The 18,237-nt window shown below is 41.7% G+C and carries 17 protein-coding genes; 10 read left to right on the top strand and 7 right to left on the bottom strand.

Annotation, left to right across the window (positions count from 1 at the left end; all coding sequences use genetic code 11):
• Positions 1-152 precede the first annotated feature (152 nt).
• The 3 genes from purL to RRG12_RS01520 are packed head-to-tail and all read right to left on the bottom strand — an operon-like array spanning position 153 to position 3,267.
• Positions 153-2,546 carry a phosphoribosylformylglycinamidine synthase subunit PurL gene (gene purL / locus RRG12_RS01530; RefSeq protein WP_420758094.1) on the bottom strand — a complete coding sequence of 798 codons (2,394 nt, stop codon included), beginning with the start codon at positions 2,544-2,546 and terminating at the stop codon, positions 153-155.
• A gap of 42 nt (positions 2,547-2,588) precedes the next feature.
• Positions 2,589-2,981, bottom strand: a complete 393-nt coding sequence (locus RRG12_RS01525; RefSeq protein ID WP_420758093.1) for a type II toxin-antitoxin system death-on-curing family toxin — start codon at positions 2,979-2,981, stop codon at positions 2,589-2,591.
• Positions 2,968-3,267: a hypothetical protein gene (locus RRG12_RS01520; protein WP_420758092.1), complete on the bottom strand. Its 300-nt coding sequence runs from the start codon at positions 3,265-3,267 to the stop codon at positions 2,968-2,970. The genes RRG12_RS01525 and RRG12_RS01520 overlap by 14 nt, the downstream gene beginning before the upstream one ends.
• A 373-nt stretch (positions 3,268-3,640) precedes the next feature.
• Here RRG12_RS01520 and RRG12_RS01515 point away from each other — a divergent pair, with 373 nt between their 5' ends.
• Positions 3,641-3,832 carry a hypothetical protein gene (locus tag RRG12_RS01515; RefSeq protein ID WP_420758091.1) on the top strand — a complete coding sequence of 64 codons (192 nt, stop codon included), beginning with the start codon at positions 3,641-3,643 and terminating at the stop codon, positions 3,830-3,832.
• A gap of 94 nt (positions 3,833-3,926) precedes the next feature.
• Here the strand turns inward: RRG12_RS01515 and RRG12_RS01510 are convergent, their stop codons facing one another.
• A complete protein-coding gene (locus tag RRG12_RS01510) occupies positions 3,927-4,412 on the bottom strand; it encodes an allophycocyanin subunit alpha-B (RefSeq protein ID WP_069074287.1) in 486 nt (161 codons plus the stop codon).
• Positions 4,413-4,634: 222 nt separating this feature from the next.
• Between RRG12_RS01510 and rlmD the strand changes: the two genes are divergently transcribed.
• Complete coding sequence (gene rlmD / locus RRG12_RS01505; protein WP_420758090.1) at positions 4,635-6,041, top strand: 23S rRNA (uracil(1939)-C(5))-methyltransferase RlmD; 1,407 nt, start codon at positions 4,635-4,637, stop codon at positions 6,039-6,041.
• Positions 6,042-6,431: 390 nt separating this feature from the next.
• A complete protein-coding gene (locus RRG12_RS01500) occupies positions 6,432-6,881 on the top strand; it encodes an ATP-binding protein (protein ID WP_069074289.1) in 450 nt (149 codons plus the stop codon).
• Between the two features lie 91 nt (positions 6,882-6,972).
• On the opposite strand, the gene RRG12_RS01495 is transcribed toward RRG12_RS01500, so the two are convergent.
• Positions 6,973-7,248 carry a DUF6439 family protein gene (locus RRG12_RS01495; RefSeq protein ID WP_041565907.1) on the bottom strand — a complete coding sequence of 92 codons (276 nt, stop codon included), beginning with the start codon at positions 7,246-7,248 and terminating at the stop codon, positions 6,973-6,975.
• A 125-nt stretch (positions 7,249-7,373) separates the two neighbouring features.
• Between RRG12_RS01495 and RRG12_RS01490 the strand changes: the two genes are divergently transcribed.
• Positions 7,374-7,736 (top strand): hypothetical protein, encoded by a 363-nt coding sequence (locus RRG12_RS01490; protein ID WP_069074290.1) that lies wholly within the window; start codon positions 7,374-7,376, stop codon positions 7,734-7,736.
• Positions 7,737-7,824: 88 nt separating this feature from the next.
• The gene (asnS, locus tag RRG12_RS01485; RefSeq protein ID WP_420758089.1) at positions 7,825-9,216 is read left to right on the top strand and encodes an asparagine--tRNA ligase; all 1,392 of its coding nucleotides are present in this window, start codon (positions 7,825-7,827) and stop codon (positions 9,214-9,216) included.
• A 141-nt stretch (positions 9,217-9,357) separates the two neighbouring features.
• Here asnS and RRG12_RS01480 read toward each other — a convergent pair whose 3' ends face one another.
• Together RRG12_RS01480 and RRG12_RS01475 are read right to left on the bottom strand one after the other, a co-directional pair.
• On the bottom strand, positions 9,358-10,143 hold the full coding sequence (locus RRG12_RS01480) for an Rpn family recombination-promoting nuclease/putative transposase (RefSeq protein ID WP_420758088.1): 786 nt from the start codon (positions 10,141-10,143) through the stop codon (positions 9,358-9,360).
• Positions 10,144-10,592: 449 nt separating this feature from the next.
• Entirely contained in the window at positions 10,593-11,885 is a 1,293-nt protein-coding gene (locus tag RRG12_RS01475; protein WP_420758087.1) for a WD40 repeat domain-containing protein, read from the bottom strand.
• Between the two features lie 136 nt (positions 11,886-12,021).
• Here RRG12_RS01475 and RRG12_RS01470 point away from each other — a divergent pair, with 136 nt between their 5' ends.
• The 5 genes from RRG12_RS01470 (at position 12,022) to RRG12_RS01450 (ending at position 18,212) form a co-directional block, all read left to right on the top strand.
• A complete protein-coding gene (locus RRG12_RS01470) occupies positions 12,022-12,504 on the top strand; it encodes a chemotaxis protein CheW (protein WP_420758086.1) in 483 nt (160 codons plus the stop codon).
• A 21-nt stretch (positions 12,505-12,525) separates the two neighbouring features.
• Positions 12,526-13,797: a CheR family methyltransferase gene (locus RRG12_RS01465; protein ID WP_420758085.1), complete on the top strand. Its 1,272-nt coding sequence runs from the start codon at positions 12,526-12,528 to the stop codon at positions 13,795-13,797.
• 648 nt (positions 13,798-14,445) lie between these two features.
• Complete coding sequence (locus tag RRG12_RS01460; RefSeq protein WP_420758084.1) at positions 14,446-14,640, top strand: hypothetical protein; 195 nt, start codon at positions 14,446-14,448, stop codon at positions 14,638-14,640.
• Between the two features lie 124 nt (positions 14,641-14,764).
• Positions 14,765-16,531, top strand: a complete 1,767-nt coding sequence (locus RRG12_RS01455; protein WP_420758083.1) for a HAMP domain-containing methyl-accepting chemotaxis protein — start codon at positions 14,765-14,767, stop codon at positions 16,529-16,531.
• A 28-nt stretch (positions 16,532-16,559) separates the two neighbouring features.
• Positions 16,560-18,212 (top strand): methyl-accepting chemotaxis protein, encoded by a 1,653-nt coding sequence (locus RRG12_RS01450; protein ID WP_420758159.1) that lies wholly within the window; start codon positions 16,560-16,562, stop codon positions 18,210-18,212.
• The last annotated feature ends 25 nt before the right edge of the window (positions 18,213-18,237 follow it).

The following is an 18,237-nucleotide window of genomic DNA, read 5'->3' as shown; positions in this document are numbered from 1 at the left end:
TGGTGGGGGGGTCAAGTCACTGGGATTATATAAATGGTTGCGGAGTTCTTAACAAATCTTTAACCATCCATTAAAACAGTACCGTAATTATGCTCAGAGACGCTAATAAAAGAGTAAGGAGTTATGCTTTTTATTCCTAACTCCTCACTTTTTTAACTAGGGGTAGTGGTGTGGATGGCGATACGTCTGGCGATCGCATGGGAATAGCGATCGTTCATATCTTCGATACTAACTTTGATTAAGGTTTGGTTATCAGTAGTGAAAACCCCCAAACCCGCCTCAAAATTACCAACTGTGCCCAGTTTTTGCCAATCTTTACCCAGATGTTCCTGTAAGTATGATTCCCAAATTTCTTGTTGTGCTGATGCTACAGAAACTAAAATCCTGGCACCGCCTTCGGCAAACAGCACTTCATCCAAGCGGTTTAATTGCGTTGGTGCTATTTCTAAATTGATTTTGGCACCAAGGTTTGCAGCAATACAACATTCGGCTAATGCGATCGCCACTCCTCCCTCAGCAGAATCGTGGGCTGAACGTACCCAACCATTACGAATTCCTTCACGACAAACTTTCTGGACGCGGCGTTCCAAGTCAAAATCTACCCGTGGCGGCTTTCCGGCAACAGTATCGTGGATAGTGGCTAAATATTCAGATGCTCCCAAACTGATTTGGGATGTCAGAGGCAATCCGAGAAGATAAATCACATCGCCCGATGCTTGCCAACCTTGACCACAAATTTTGGTGATATCGGGAATTAAGCCCACCATACCCACAACAGGAGTGGGATAAATGGGTTGTGGGATGCCTTCAGAATCTAGGGTTTCGTTGTACAAAGAGACGTTTCCGCCTGTGACTGGTGTTGCTAATTCTCGGCAACCTTCCGCCAAACCGCGACAAGCTTCTGCTAATTGCCAGTAACCAATAGGTTTTTCTGGAGAGCCAAAATTTAGGTTATCTGTCACAGCCAGAGGTTCTGCACCCACACAGCTAAGATTGCGGGCTGCTTCTGCCACCACTGCCTTCGCTCCCTCATAAGGGTCAAGATAAACATAACGAGGATTGCAATCTACCGTCGCCGCCACACCGCTTTGGGCATTGGGAATTCTTCTCTGCTCCTCTGCCCCCCCGCTCCTCTGCCCCCTATCCTCTTCCAGGGGGCGCAAACGGATAACAGCGGCATCTGCACCACCTGGCAGTGTCACCGTATTATTTTGTACTTGATGGTCATACTGACGATATACCCAATTTTTAGAAGCGATCGTGGGTGTATCAAGCAAAGTTAACAGAATATCATTCCAACTTTGCAGTCCTCCTTGAAGTTCTATTCCAGCAGTTGTGGAAGGAGGTAAGGAATCAGTAGTCCATTCCCAAGCTTTACGTGCATATTCTGGTGCTTCTGCCAACAACTCCCGGTTATATAGTGGTGTATTCTCCGCCAAAGCCTCAGCGGGAATTTCTGCTGCTACTTCACCCTGAAAGAGAATCCGCACAATGGGTTCAGCGATGACTGTCCCCGCGACAACGGATTGAAGTCCCCAGCGGTGGAAAATATCGATTAATTCCTGCTCACGCCCCTTGTGTGCAACAAACAGCATTCGTTCTTGAGATTCCGAAAGCAGATATTCATAAGGAACCATCCCCGTTTCTCTGACGGGAATCTTATCTAAATCTAGTTCAATTCCCACACCGCCTTTTGCCGCCATCTCTGAGGTAGAACAAGTGATCCCCGCCGCTCCCATATCTTGGGCGGCGACAACTGCACCCGTCTTAAACGCCTCCAGACAAGCTTCAATTAACGACTTTTCCAAAAAAGGATCGCCCACTTGCACAGCAGGGCGATCGTCTATGGATTGATCACTCAATTCTGCACTAGCAAAACTCGCACCTCCCATACCGTCGCGCCCAGTGGTGGAACCAACATACAGTACAGGGTTGCCTAAGCCAGATGCTCCAGATTTGACGATTTCTGAGGTTTCCATCAACCCCAGTGCCATAACGTTCACCAGAGGATTACCAGAGTAAGCAGAGTCAAAGTAAACTTCACCGCCAACCGTGGGTACTCCCACACAGTTACCATAATGAGAGATTCCTGCCACCACACCGCTAAACAGCCGTTGGGTTTTGGCATCTTCTAAGGAACCAAAGCGCAGCGAGTTTAATAGGGCAATGGGACGCGCACCCATTGTAAAAATATCTCTGAGAATACCTCCGACTCCCGTTGCAGCTCCCTGAAAGGGTTCGACCGCTGAGGGATGGTTGTGAGATTCAATCTTAAAAGCTAGTTGGAGTCCGTCACCCAAGTCTACAACACCAGCATTTTCACCAGGCCCCACGAGGATGCGGGGGCCCTCGGTGGGAAATTGTTTGAGTAGAGGTCGAGAATTTTTATAACAGCAATGCTCAGACCACATCACGCCAAACATTCCTAATTCAGCTTTGTTGGGATGACGGCCTAACCGACGGACAATTTCTACGTATTCTTCTGGTTTAAGACCAACAGCCGCAATTTCTTGGGGGGAAAAGGCTGGTTTTGAGGTTGCAGTCATGGAAGTAATGCACTCTGGGGGACAGAGCATTATTCTATCGATTTACTTGCCCTGTAAGTGCAGTTCCATGAATGCAGATAGTTCTTCTTTGGATATTTCTTTCTGAACTACTTGAATCACCAAGTTGTAAGCTTGCTCTTGAGATAAGTTGAGAATATAGCCATTTAAGTTCAAAAAAGTGAGCATAACAGCGAAAGCGGTGCGCTTGTTGCCATCAATAAACGGATGGTTCATTGCTAAATGGTATAGGTACGCTGTTGCTTGCTCGTAAATTGTTGGATGGAGAAGTTCACCGCCAAAAGTAGCTTGAGGTTGTGCCAGTGCTGAATCTAGTAAACCTTCGTCTCTAACACCTGATATTCCACCAAATCTTTGAATTTGGCGTCGGTGAATATCTAAGACTTGAGAAATAGCCAGGAATTTAGGAGTCTGCAAGGTGGCGGAAAACCTCCTCCCATTTTTTTTCAACTTCTAAGTAAGCCTGGAGTACTTCTTCATCTGAGGCAGTATTTTCTAATTTATCGTCATTCTGTTCAACTTCGCGGAAATATTCGGCAAAATCAGGAATATGTAATAGTTTTTCAGTAGCTTCGCTTTCTTCTGTTTTTTGTAAATAAGCAATAATTGCAACTACTATTCGCAACTTCTCAGGAGAAAGCTGACGCAAACGACTTTCTGCTTCTGATAATAAATAAGTGCTGTGCTTTTGTTCTGTTGCCATCGTTACCCCAAGCTAGGTATGTTGCAAGACATTGTGAATCAGTTCTGCTGCTAACTCTAGCTTATCGCGCTGAGTGAGGGCTTCCAGGTCAACAATAATTGAAGCTTTTATACACGGATATCCGTCTTACACCAAATGCTTTAATCTTTAAAGATAACTTGATTTTGTCATCTCAGTGAAATTTCTAGCTCTTGAACTTGCATAAATCTGCTGTCAATCAGAGATTATTCGGGTATATGCAGCTTAGATGTAACAATCAAGTGACGAGAATCACACATATCGATGATTCGGATCGTCTCTTTGCGATCGCTAACTAAGCATAATTAATGACAACTGAACTCTAGCCGAGTCATTAATAGGGAACACACTTAAATTGCCGACAGCCTTAATCAAGGACTGTCGGTTTTTTGTATTTGTCATTGGTCATTGGTCATTTGTCATTAGTAAAATGCCCCATGCCCCATGCCCCATGCCCAATACCCATATCCATAAAATTTCCCCACAATTGATTGGTAACTTGACAGAGATTTTGCCACAGCCACTACCAAATGTGGGGAAGGTATGATCAAATTGGGGATCTTATGCCTATCGAGTGCTAATATCTTGCACTCACTCTAGTAGACCGGAAGTATATTCCTAGAACCAGCACACACTTTGTATTAAGACATCGCTTGAATGATGTAATCAAAGTAGGGTGCTGCTTGAGCAGCGTCTTCCGCACTCAGTAAGCTAAGGGAGGCTGTTTTGAGGCAATTGATCGCTGTCACCATTCCAGGCACGGGAACGCCCAATGAATTGTACATTTCCCGCACACCAATCAAACCGATTTTTTCAATTGGCTCTTTATCACCGGCAAGCACACCATAGGTAATTAGGCGTAAGTACCAGCCAAAATCACGGATACATAGAGAGCGTTGGCGTTCTCCGTAAGCATTGCCACCAGGGGAGATAAACTCAGGACGGTTCTGCCAAAGTTGTTTGGTTGCTTCCTGAACTATCTTTTTTTCATTTTCGGCTAAGGTAGCCGCAATCCGCGTCCGTTGTACGCCGGTTTGCAAAAAGTCTTTGATATTTTTAAGTTCGCCACTGCTGGGATAACGCAGTTCGTCGTCGGCTTTGAGAATAACTTGGCTAATTACAGTCATGATGATTGAAATCACCTGAAATATTATCTGTTAGTTTAGCGAGTTGGAGGTACACAAGTGAAGGGATCGGAGATACTTATGTATTGAATTTATCTATTTAGGGGTGTGGGGACTGAAGAAGGGAATAGGTAACAGGTTACAGGGTACAGATTATTCCCTATCACCTGTTACCTGTCACCTGATCCCAATGACTAATGACCAATGACCAATGACTAATGACCAATGACTAAAATAATTTGGCAACAGGGTGAATTAATTGAAGTGACGATCGCTAATCTGAGTGATACAGGCGATGGTGTAGGACGCGCTGATGAGCGTGTTGTGTTTGTCCCAGATACCGTACCAGGCGATCGCGCCATTGTCCGCTTAGTACATGTTAAACCCAAATATGGCCACGGTAAGCTCCAACAGCTATTAGAACCATCCCCACATCGGATTAGACCTAGCTGTATTGTGGCGGATAAGTGCGGTGGTTGCCAGTGGCAGCATATTAGTTATGATTACCAGCTAGCAGCAAAGCAAAATCAAGTTATCCAAGCAATAGAGCGCATTGGCGGTTTTATCCAACCACCTGTAGATCCGGTACTCGCTGCCCCTTCTGCTTTCGGCTACCGTAACAAATCTACATATCCTCTAGGCACATCAGCAACAGGACAGGTACAGGCTGGTTACTACCAAAAAGGTAGTCACCAATTAATTAACTTAAATCAATGTCCAGTCCAAGATGCGCGATTAAATCCCTTACTTGCCGAAGTTAAGCAGGATATTCAACAGCAAGGCTGGCAAATTTATGATGAACAACGTCACCAAGGAAAAATTCGCCATCTCAGTTTACGCATTGGCCGACACACTGGGGAAATGTTGCTGACTTTGGTAGTAAAGGACTGGAATTTATCAGGAATTGAAACCCAAGCCCAGGAATGGTTAAAGCGCTATCCGCAGTTAGTGGGAGTGTCGCTCAACCGCAATGGCGATCGCACAAATGCTATCTTTGGATCAGAAACCCGTTGCATCGCTGGAATCCCCCACCTGCGTGAAAATTTTGCTGGACTGGAATTTCAAGTACGCCCAGATACATTTTTCCAAGTGTACACAGAAACAGCAGAGGCACTATTAGAGGTGATTCAATCAGAACTCAATCTTCAAGGGCATGAGTTGCTAGTTGATGCCTACTGTGGTATTGGGACTTTAACTTTACCCCTCGCCAAAAAAGTACGTATTGCTACAGGATTAGAAGTGCAATCAGCAGCAGTAGAACAAGCTATTTTGAATGCCCACCGCAACGGAATTGATAATGTGACATTCCAAGTAGGCGCTGTAGAGAAATTGCTTCCAAAAATGGGCACAATACCAGAAGTAGTAATACTCGATCCGCCACGTAAGGGGTGCGATCGCGCTGTCATAGACACTTTACGGCAATTGAAACCATCTCGGATCGTTTACGTCAGCTGTAAAGTAGCCACCCTCGCCCGCGACCTGAAATTACTTTGTCAAGACGGGCTATATACTATCACACGGGTGCAACCTGCCGATTTTTTTCCTCAAACGGCTCATGTTGAAGCTGCTGCCTTTCTTGTGTTATCACATTTAGACCAGGGTAGTAATTCCTTTAAAAAAACTGAAATTTGAAATTTTTAGTTTAGTGCATACCAAAGATGCTAGAATTGAATTAATCCAAAAATAAAAATTCATTTTGTTTAAATAAATTCAAGTTGCATAGGTTCTTAAAAATATGAAGTGGATTGTGTAAATGAAAAATCGGCAACTAACTAGAGTATATAAATGCTCTTTAAACTTAACAGCATCTTTTTAATTTGCTGACTTCATTACCAAAGTTATTCCAGCCGCCATATATCTGAATAATCCCAACTCATACTATAGAGCCAATGCTCCCTAGCATTTTCAAAATTTAGTTTTAAAGACGCAAGTTTGAAGGCAGCATGACCACCTCAAGTTTTATCAGGGTGCCTGTAATAGCAAACTGATGTCTAGCTAACTGAAAGCTATGGGGTTTCTCTTGTGATTACTATTTCACTCCGTCCAGTTGGACGTTCTTGGGGCACTATTAGTTTTGCCTCAACCCTCTACCTTTGTCCCATATTAGATTTATTGTTGGCAGAAATTCCAGCAAAATTGCAAGCAGAACTGCGGTTAGGACTTCAAGAAGCCCTAGTAAATGCAGCTAAACATGGAAATAATCTTGATCCAAGTAAAACAGTTGTAGTTCGTTTTTCCTTAATAGATAATCAATATTGGTGGATAATATCAGACCAGGGTAGTGGCTTTACTCCCTCATCCACTAGTAATGAAGAACCAACAGACTATCTTCCACCAGATGAGTCAGAAAATGGTCGTGGTTTATGTCTTCTGCATCAAATTTTTGATCAGGTAGAGTGGAACCGCAAAGGCACAGAATTGAGGCTTTGTAAACAAATGGAAAATCGCCGTGGATTATCTCTGCGACGATAAGAGGGGAATAGTGAGTGGGGAGTGGGGAGTGGGGAAGGTTATTGATTAGTTGTTTTTTAGTAACTATTCCCTATTCCCTATTCCCTATTCCCTACTTCCCGTGAGTTGGGCAGGGAGGCGCAGAAATGGAGCGATCTAACCAACCAATTGCTTGCTCTAATCTGGCTTGAGCTTCTTGTGGCTGATTTTTTAAAAGATACACAATCGCTGCTGCCACTTGTTCATTAGCGCGGGAATTGCGGTTAGACTTGAGGCGATGCCAATCGTTAGGGGAAATACTCAGTCTTTCCATCAGGGCTTGAGCTAGTTCCAGAGTACTAAGTTCATTCAGTTGACTGGTTTTCGGCAGCTGGGTAGATTGAGACATAATTATAAGTCCTTTGTCTTTTGTTCTTCGTCCTTTGTCCTTCGTCCTTTGAAAAATTACCAATGACAAATGACTAATGACTAATGACAATTGGTTAAGATTTAATCTTAGTTTACTACCTGTACATGAAGCCGCCAAAACAATCACAGTCGTCAGCAGAAAATCAAGAACCGGATTTTGAACAAGAACTAGAGGAAGTAGAGCGATCGCTCCTATCCTTAAAAGAACGTTACGATCAAGTGCAACGCGATCGCCAACAACAGGCACAATGGCAACAGCGTCGGGATCAATTAAAGCACAATAAATCTCAGACACCAGAAATCAAAGCAGAGTTACGGCAAATTCAACGACAGTTGGAAATGCTAGAACTAAACTTAGAAAGCCAGTTATTTTCTTGGCGTAGTCTCAAAAAACCTTTCTGGCAAGTCGTCCGCTTTGGTGGAATGGGCGTTATCATAGGCTGGATATTAAAGTCTTATGCTGGATAAATCCAACTTTGGATTTTGGATTGGGTTAAATAGTTAAGATTCTTTAATATTTGTACTTCTAACATTGACGAAATATAAGTTGTAAAATATGGCAAATCGACGGATTGCAGAAATATTGCGAAGTGGCCAACCTGATGAGTCCCTCCAAGTGCAAGGCTGGGTGCGGACGAAACGCGAATCCAAAGGGTTTGCTTTTATTGAAGTCAATGACGGCTCATCACTAGCTAATTTGCAAGTCGTCATTAATCAGGATTTGCCAGATTACGAAGCTATATTGAAAAAATTGAATACGGGTGCTGCTGTGGAAGCGACAGGGGTACTAGTAGCTTCTCTGGGTAAAGGACAACGGATTGAGTTGAAAGCCGAGTCTGTGAAAGTTTACGGCGAAGCTGATCCCGATACATATCCCCTGCAAAAGAAACGCCATTCCTTTGAGTTTCTGCGAACAATTGGACATTTGCGATCGCGCACTAATTCCTTTGGTGCAGTTTTCCGCGTCAGAAATGCTTGTTCGGCAGCAATTCATCAATTTTTCCAAGAAAGAGGCTTTTTGTGGGTACATACACCCATCATCACCGCTAGCGACTGCGAAGGTGCGGGTGAACTGTTTAGCGTCACCAGTTTGGATTTAAAGAATATTCCCCGCACAGAAAACCAAGCAGTAGATTACAGCCAAGACTTTTTTGCGAAACCCACATATTTAACAGTTAGCGGCCAGTTGGAAGCGGAAGTGATGGCGATGGCGTTTTCTAACGTCTACACCTTTGGCCCTACCTTCCGTGCAGAAAATTCCAACACCTCCCGTCACTTAGCAGAATTTTGGATGGTTGAGCCGGAAATGGCTTTTTGTGACTTAGAGGGCGATATGGATTTAGCTGAGGCGTTTCTCAAACACATCTTTAAATATGTGTTGGAAACTTGCCCAGAAGACATGGAATTTTTCAATGAACGCATTGATAAATCTGTGTTGGCAACAGCCGAAAATATAATTAATAATCAGTTTGAACGCTTAACTTATACAGAAGCGATCAAACTTTTAGAAAAAGCTGATGTTAAATTTGAATATCCTGTGAGTTGGGGTTTAGATTTACAATCAGAACACGAACGCTACCTAGCTGAACAGCAGTTTAAAAAGCCAGTAATTGTTACAGATTATCCAGCGCAAATCAAAGCATTTTATATGCGTTTGAACGACGATGAAAAAACCGTCCGCGCAATGGATATTCTCGCACCGAAAATTGGCGAAATTGTCGGCGGTTCCCAGCGCGAAGAACGCCTAGAAGTTCTAGAACGCCGTGTATTAGCGCAAGGATTAAACCCAGAAGACTTATGGTGGTATCTTGATTTGCGTCGTTATGGTACTGTTCCTCATGCGGGTTTTGGGTTGGGTTTTGAACGACTCGTGCAATTTATGACTGGTATGGGAAATATTCGTGATGTGATTCCCTTTCCGCGTACACCCCAAAGTGCTGAGTTTTAGTTTGAGAATTTGAAACTCAGGTGATTAAAAATCGCGCCTACACAAACCAAGTGCGTCTGCGCGGATTAATAAAAACTTTGAAACCCGCGAATGCGGGTTTTGTTTGTATAGGCACGTGTTTTCTAAAGCGATTAATTAAAATTAAGGATTTTGAATCTCCTGTTGTAAAACTTGAACTTGCTCAAGAGATAATTCAGTAACTTGAGCAATTTGCTCTAAACTCATGCCAATTCGCAACAAATTTAAAGCCAACTTTCTTGTTGTTTCTGCTTTACCTTTGGCTTCGCCTTTGGCTTCGCCTTCTTCTAGGATTTCTTGATAAATGACTGATTCGCGCATAATCTCACTCCTGAAAATCTTCTTAATTACATCCTTCTTTAATACCAGACCTGCTAAAATTCCACTGGCAGCAGCTATATTTCTTTGTAGCTGCCGATCGCTAATCGCTTCAACTGCTTTGGCTACTTGGGTTAATACCATTGTAGGATCGTTTGTCTGACTTAGCACGGCAAAGGGTAATAGACCTGGAATACTCATAAACCTGTCTGTCGGTTGTTCCCACAGGCGTATTACCTCAAACTGATGGTAAGTGTTATTTAATCTAAAACTGTTTTCACTGACTAATTCTGAACTGGTTTTTCTCAAATAGATTACTATTTGACGCATTTCTTTGTGAGGAAAGCGGCGATAAACCCTAACTCGATAATCTAACATCCGAAAGGGAATATCTTCGTCAGGATCGGTTTGAAATTCGGTATGTAGAACTAAATCATCAGATTGCAATAAAATTAATGAATCGGCGCGAATTGGTTCGTTTGATAATTCAGTAGGGCTAAGTTCTGTTAATTTAATCGGTGAACCTAGTAACCAAGTTGCCAAGTCATCTTTGAAGTTTTCGGCAATGAATTTACAGATATTGTCATACATGGCAGCTTGAAAGAATGGGTATCATGTATTGTTGATAAAAATTAAATTTGTTATTGTTGGTTTTCGTTGCTTCAACCCAACGTACTGTTAATATATCACTATTTTAAGCACCATCTAATTAACAAGTACTTCTTGTCTACGCCGATTCTGTTCTTGTTGTTAAACTCTTGCGCGTGCTTCATAGTATTTTTTAACTATGGCTAAAGATTCATTATATATTGCCTACTTTAATTCATAAGCTTTACCATCATCCCCTAAAATAAAAATTATTTCTCTTCTTTGTGGTCTATTAAGTGTAATAAACTATTTGATAAAAGCTGTTTACATCTGTTTTTGTGACCATGATATCCTGAAAACATGTTAGTTAATCCTCCATAATATTTGTCTTGGATAAACTACCAGTTATTTGTAAATAATGTGTTCTCACTTCGGACGTTATTTACAGGTCGCTACAGGTATCTAAGGGATTCTGGTACTCCCCAAATTTTAATTGTTCTATCAATGCTATAACTAGCAATGAAGTTACGATCACTACTCATGGCAACATAACTAATTGGCGCTGTATGCCCCTGCAATGTACATAAATTTCTGTTCATTGCCAAATCCCAAACAACTATTTCGTAGTTGTCTGTACAGTAGATTAAAACTCTACCATCTGAACTCATAAGGCAAGGAGCAACACCCGAAGATGTATAGAGAATGCGATCGCTGATCAATTCCCATACACACACCTTCTTTTCCCGGATTCCGCAAGCCAAAATTTGCCCATCAAGGCGATTCGCAAGTCCATTCACTGTCATAGCAGGTACATTATCCAATGTTTGAATAAGTTCTCCTGTTTCTCTATTCCAGAGTTGTAGTCTATTCTCCAATCTCTGCTTGAAGTATGCTACCAACAATTTTCCATCAGGAGTGAAGAGAAGGGGTGATATATAGTTACCCAAAGGCAAATTCCCAAGAGGCACTAAAGCCCAATCCTGAAATTGATGATGGAAGCGACGAGTATAGGTTTCATAATCCCAAATCTCTAGCTCTCCTGTTTTCCCCACAGTATAGCCAGTGGCAAGCAATGGCTGCTTCGTTGAGCAGACAGCCAAGCAATGGGGAGCGGTTTGAACAGTATTCATAAGGTAATCGGGATAAGTGCCAATTGGCTCTTGTGTTTCTGTATCTACTGGCCAGAGAAAGTGCTGAAAGCTAATGATACATACTTTACCGCTTTTGCCTAAACCAAATTCGTGAGCCATTGCCAGATCAAAATCTTTCTTGCTTTGACCTGTTTCCAAATCCCAAATATTAACAAAAGATTGCTTATAAGACAGATCCCAATAGCAAATAAGGGTGTTATTGTAGTCTGCGATCGCAAAATAATATGGATGATGTTGTTCAGGTTTATAGCAATCTAGATTAAATTCCGTCAAGGTATGCAGGCATTGCATTTTTGCAAAGGGCAGATAATTCCATAGGGCTTGTTCAGCAGTAGCTTCGCTGCTGTAGGACAATAACAGCAAAGCTGATTCCCGCACTTCTCTGACGCCATCGCCCAATGCCTGGATTACTAAATCAATTCCTTTGTGCCCATATTGAAATGCTTCTAAAAGAGCATCCACTTTTTCTTTTGTAGAAGCACCGCGCAAACGATATCTAATGCCCTCTAATCCCTGTATTGCTGGACTAGAAGAAGAAACTAGGTCGTGTTCTCTCATCACGTTACTGCGATCTGTGGGCTTTTCAGAAATCATCTTGCAAACACTAAAACTCTGACAAAGTAGCATATAGTTTTTAGAATATGCCTGCAATAAATTTCTCATCACCATAGGATAGGCGTCTTGCATAGCCTACAAGGAATACCAAAGCTAGCACTGGAGATGTAAGTTAATGCTAATGTTACTTCTCAACATTGGGAATGAGCGATATGCCATAGAAAGCCGACAGGTTATAGAAGTAATACCACTTGTTGTACTCAAAACTTTGCCCCAGCAGCCTGAGCATATCGCTGGTGTTTTTAATTATCGGGGACGCATTGTACCAGTAATCGATTTATGTCAGTTGATGCATGGTAAACCTTCCAGTGAGTACTTGAGTACTAGGATTGTATTAGTCAATTATTGGGGGAGTAATAATACAGAACTTCAAGCTCCCTATATTTTGGGTTTAATGACAGAACAAGTTGTAGAAACATTACATAAGTCTGAGTCTAAATTTGCTGATTCCAATATCCAGATAGATACAGCGCCATATTTGGGCAAAATGATTGTAGATGATCGAGGGATGATTCAGTGTCTTCGCATTGAGTATTTATTGTCAGAAGCGCAGCAAGTCAATCTCTTGCTAGAAAGTCATCACAATACTAGATTTTAGATTGGTCTGAAGATTCTATAAATGGCACAATCTGTTATTGAGGCTTTACTAAAAAGCAAGATTGGTTTGGATGCAAATTCTATTGGTGCTGATGCGATCGCAAGTGCAATTTATCAACGCATGGCAGATTGCGGGATCACGGATATTGCCCACTATCTGGGGAAGTTACAGGTATCTACCCAGGAATGGGAAGCACTGATTGACACTGTAATTGTTCCAGAAACTTGGTTTTTCCGAGAACCAGAGTCTTTTGCATTTCTGAAGCATTACGTATTATCTGAGTGGTTGCCAAAAAATCCCCAGGGTGTGCTGCGGGTTTTGAGTGTACCCTGTGCAACCGGTGAAGAACCATATTCCATTGCGATCGCTCTTTTGGAAGCAGGATTAAATTCGACAAACATTCACATCGATGCTGTTGATATTAGCAACAAGTGCCTGTCAAAAGCCCAACGAGCAATCTACAGTCAATACTCGTTTCGCGGCAATAGCCAATCGTTTCAAGAGCGCTATTTTCAGGCAACTGAGGCAGGATATCGCCTGTGTGAACAGGTGAAAAGTATGGTGAATTTTATGAATGGCAACTTGGCAGATCCGGCTTTTCTTGCTGATACACCGCTTTACGATCTAGTCTTTTGCCGTAACCTGTTGATTTACTTCGATGTGACAACAAAAGAGCGCACCATTCAAGTCCTAGAAAGGTTGCTAAGGCCAAAAGGCTTGCTATTTGTGGGACACGCTGAAACTTGGTTATTGTTTAAAACTCAATTGATCTCAGTTCGTCAAGATTCAGTAGTTGCTCATCGAAAGTCTACACCGGGCGAAAATGTTCGCAAAAATCATCATCCAAATATTCATAAACAAGGCATCACAGGCAAAAATATAGATGTTCTCAACAAGCGACATCTGCCGAAAAAAAATAATTCTAAGTTTGTCGCCCAAGAGAGGTTAAGTGTTGCTTCTCAGAATCCGATATTGCCAATAGAACTAAAAGTAAATTTGTTAGAAACAGCCAGAGCTTTAGCCGATCAAGGTCGATTAGATGAGGCGGTTAAACTATGCAACGATTATCTCAACCAAAATCAAGTGAGTACTGAAGCATATCTTTTACTAGGTCAGGTGCAGCAAGCGATGGCACAAAATGAGCGGGCGGCACAATCTTTTCAAAAAGCAATTTATTTACAACCTACTCACCAAGAAGCGCTGACTCATCTGGCATTACTCAAAGAACATCAAGGAAATGCGGATAGTGCTAATCTTCTCTGGCAACGAATTCACCGATTAAATAATTCGTAATTCGTAATGACGCTCCTGCGTCGCTAACGCTGCGCTAACGTAATTCGTAATTACGTTTTTAGGACTAGAAATGTGTAGGTTGGGTTGAGGAATGAAAGCCAACCTATGAATATAGCGGTTCTTGTTTGTGTGCAATAGACTTTGACCTCTCTCCTAAAAGGCTACGGTGTACACACAAGTCAAAAAAAGATCAATTTCGCGTTATTCTCTCGTTTATCTCGTTCCTATGCAGAGCATAGGAATGCCTGATTAGAGGCTCTGCCTAGGCTGTTGACTTTGTGCATTTTTCGGGAATTTTTGGGAAAATTATTCGTGTTATTTTTTGTTTGACCTAAACTGCCTGTTTCAGGCAGTTTAGGTCAAAAACAGGCGACACATTTTTTGCATGAAGTCTTACGGGCTAAAGGGTACAGAGTCAACACCCTAGGCTCTGCCTCTAGTCAGATATTGAGTCAGAGACTCAATGAATGCATTCCCAGTCGGAGACTGGGAACGAGGAAATGCTTATCAAGCTAGGTTTTTAGGACTTGTGTGTACACCGTAGTCTAAAAGGAGAGAGGTTTTGAGTCTTACTCCCCTTCCCTTGTAGGGAAGGCTGGGGGTTAGGTCTGTATTAGACTCAATTGAGAACTGCTATATTCAAAACCTATGCAGTATTCGGATTCATCCACCTCTGAACTCCGTTCATCCACCTTTGAACTGGATTCATCCACCTTTGAACTCCGTTCATCCACCTTTGAACTCCGTTCATTCACCTTTGAACTCCGTTCATCCACTTCAGATACTCAAACTTCTTACTCAGGACTCAACACTTTCACATCAGAAAGAAAAGCTAGTCTCTGAACTAAGCTAGCTACTTAATAATTTGTTTAAAAATAAAAATACAGACTGTTCATCTTGTTTGCGATTTGGGAATTTTAAGAGATGAACGGCGTTTTACAGCAGCAGAGGAATAGTAAGATACCCAATGTTCAAGAACATGACCTTGCAAACACGGTTGATCGCTTCATTTTTATTCATAGGACTGCTTGTATTCACAATGGCCTTGCTGGGATGGTTCGTTACCAATGAGTTAAATCAGTCAATTAACTCATTAACCTTGAATAACATCCCCAGCTTATCCGGGGCATGGAAGATTAAGGAAGGTCAGACACAAATACAATCGGCAGAACGGTTATTATTTAATCCTGAAATCACTGTTAGTGAAAGAGAGAGTGTCATCACTCAAATTCAGAACGCTTGGAAACAGATTAACGACGGTCTTAAACAGTACGAAGCAACGCCATTCACCGAACAAGAAACACAAGAGTATGACTTACTTAAAGAGCAACTGGAAGCCTGGAAATCAGTCCATAAAAGATTGTTAGATATTGAGGAAAAGCTAAATCAGACTGGTATTAAAAATCCTTGGAAAAAACAACTTGATTTAATTCGTCAAGGACAAGAAAAATCCGCGGATATTGCCAACATTCAAAGGGCGTTTGAATTACGTAATCAAATTGATGATGAGGTAACAAATAGGGGGGAGCCGTTATTTCAAAAAACTAGCGATCAAGCAGACCAACTTTTGAAACTTCATGAAGTTTACGTGTCAGATACACAAAAAGAGGTCGAACAGAATGTGGCTCGCAGTATGTTCTGGATTTCTGTAGGAATTGCCATTGGCCCGATAACTGCGATTATTTTGGGGTTTGTAATCGCTCGACAAATTGCATCTCAGATTTTGGGTGTTATTAGGGTTGCAGAGCAAATTTCTCTGGGTAATTTAACAACCAAAATCGCGGCTGAATCCAACAGCAAAGATGAAATGAATAGACTATTAACTGCTTTTCAAACCATGACTCAGAATCTCAACACTCTGATTCGTCAGGTACAGCATTCAGGCATACAGGTTACTTCCTCAGCGACTCAAATAGCAGCTTCAGGTAAACAATTAGAAGGGACGCTGATTGAGCAAGTAGCTTCTACTAATGAGGTAGCTGCCGCTACTAAAGAAATTTCTGCTACCTCTAGAGAATTAGTCAGTGCAATGGAACAAGTTGCAATCATTTCCCAAAGCACGACGACAGCAGCCAATGATAGCCAAAAAGACATAGTGCGGATGGAAACCACTATGCGGCAGTTAGCAGAAGCCACGAATGCGATCGCTGCTCGATTGGGAGTAATTAGCGAAAAGGCAAATAGCATTAATACTATCGTCGTCACAATTACCAAAGTTGCAGATCAAACAAATCTGCTGTCGTTAAATGCGGCGATCGAAGCCGAAAAAGCTGGAGAGTATGGTTTGGGCTTTGCTGTAGTTGCTAGAGAAATTCGCCGATTAGCAGATCAAACTGCCGTTGCTACCCTCGATATTGAGCAGATGGTGAAGCAGATGCAATCGTCAGTCTCTACAGGTGTGATGGAGATGGACAAGTTTGCCGCAGAAGTAGGGCGGAGTATAGAAAATGTTGCCAGCATCAGCATACAGGTTGGGCAAATTATCCAGCAAGTGCAAGAACTGAATCCGCGATTTGAGTTTGTCAACCAGGGTATGGAAACCCAATCTGTGGGAGCGCAACAAATTAGTGAGACGATGGCGCAGTTGAGCAGTACCTCTGTGCAAACTACCGACTCTCTGCGGGAAATTAATCATGCTATAGCCCAACTTAACCAAGTTTCCCAAGGATTGCGTCAAGAGATTGCCCGCTTTCAGGTGGAAGCAGAATATTCCGGTTTAACTCATCAGCAATAAATCTAATCAAAAATTGAGGAAAGATATGATGCTTACCAATTGGAAAATCAAAGACTTGACTTTACTTGGTTTTTCTATCCCAACAGTCCTAATGATTGGTTTTAGTATCATGGTGTATGCAACTTCCAATCAAATATCACAAACGTTTAGACAAGTAGGTATTTCCCAGACTGCCCTAGTTGCTAAAGGTCGGATGTATATCGATCTCATCAATATGGATCGCAGAATTCGTAGATATGCACTTGACTCTCAAATACATAAGGATGCATTAGAACTGTATGAAAAAGATCAGAGTGACTTTCAAAATTCATTTGAACTAGTAAATAATACTATGGAGAATCTCCAGCAAAAAGAAAGATTAAAAAATATGCACCTTATTTATACTTCTTACAATAAATATAAAGAAGATTTTGTTAATTATAAAAAAGGTATAGCAACAACAGGCAATTTTAATCAACAAGCTTTCTTCCAAGAAACTATTGCACTCCTTGAAAATTTTCAACAAATATCTGATGAATTTGAAAAGCATGAAAATCAAGCTATAGAAAAAAATGTAATTTCAACTAAATCTACTATATTCTTTTTGAGTTCGTTAACTGTAATTGCATCAATATTATCATTAGTAATTGCACTGGCCTCTACTTTTTTAATTGCCCAAGTTTTAAGTCGTAAAATTGCCACAGTTGTGGAAGTGGCACACAAGATTTCATCTGGTGATTTGACACAAACAGTTGTTGAGGATACAACTAACACTAAAGATGAAGTTGGACAACTTCTAAAAGCCTTCAAAAATATGAGCCAAAGCCTGAATAAACTTATCCGTCAAGTACAGCAGTCTGGGATACAGGTTACTTCCTCAACGACTAAAATAGCAGCATCAGGCAAGCAATTGGAAGCCACAATTACTGAACAATTAGCTTCTACTAACGAAGTTACAGCAGCCGTCAAAGAAATTTCTGCTACTTCCAAAGAATTGGTGAAAACGATGGAAGAAGTGGCAGTAATGTCACAGGCTACAACCACAGCAGCTAGTGATACCCAAAAAGATTTACTGCGGATGGAAGCTACTATGAACCAATTAGCAAAAGCTACCAATTCTATAGCTGCCAGATTAGGAGTAATTAGTGAAAAGGCTAACAACATTAACAATATTGTCGTCACAATTACGAAAGTGGCAGACCAAACTAATTTGTTGTCTTTAAATGCTGCAATTGAAGCGGAAAAAGCCGGAGAATACGGCTTGGGTTTTGCTGTAGTGGCTAGAGAAATTCGCCGATTAGCAGACCAAACTGCTGTTGCTACGTTAGATATTGAACAAATGGTAAAACAGATGCAATCTTCTGTGTCTACAGGCGTGATGGAAATGGACAAGTTTACCGCCGAAGTGGGGCAAAGTGTAGAAGATGTTGCCAATATTAGTACTCAGATGGGGCAAATTATCGATCAAGTACAATATTTAGCACCGCGTTTTGAAGCAGTAAATCAAGGGACGGAAATCCAGTCTCAAGGAGCGCAACAAATTAGTGATGCGATGGTGCAGTTGAGTAGTGCTTCATTGCAAACAGCCGATTCTCTGCGAGAAATTAATTATGCGATCGCTCAACTCAATCAAGTTTCCCAAGGATTGCGTCAAGAAATTTCTCGCTTCCAAGTAAAAGCAGAATATTCCAGTTCTGTTTGAGTGTGAGGATATTCATACCATTTTA

Source organism: Nostoc sp. CALU 546, from assembly GCF_048836525.1.
Note: the sequence above shows the minus strand (reverse complement) of the source record. Positions and strands in the feature narration are given on the sequence as shown.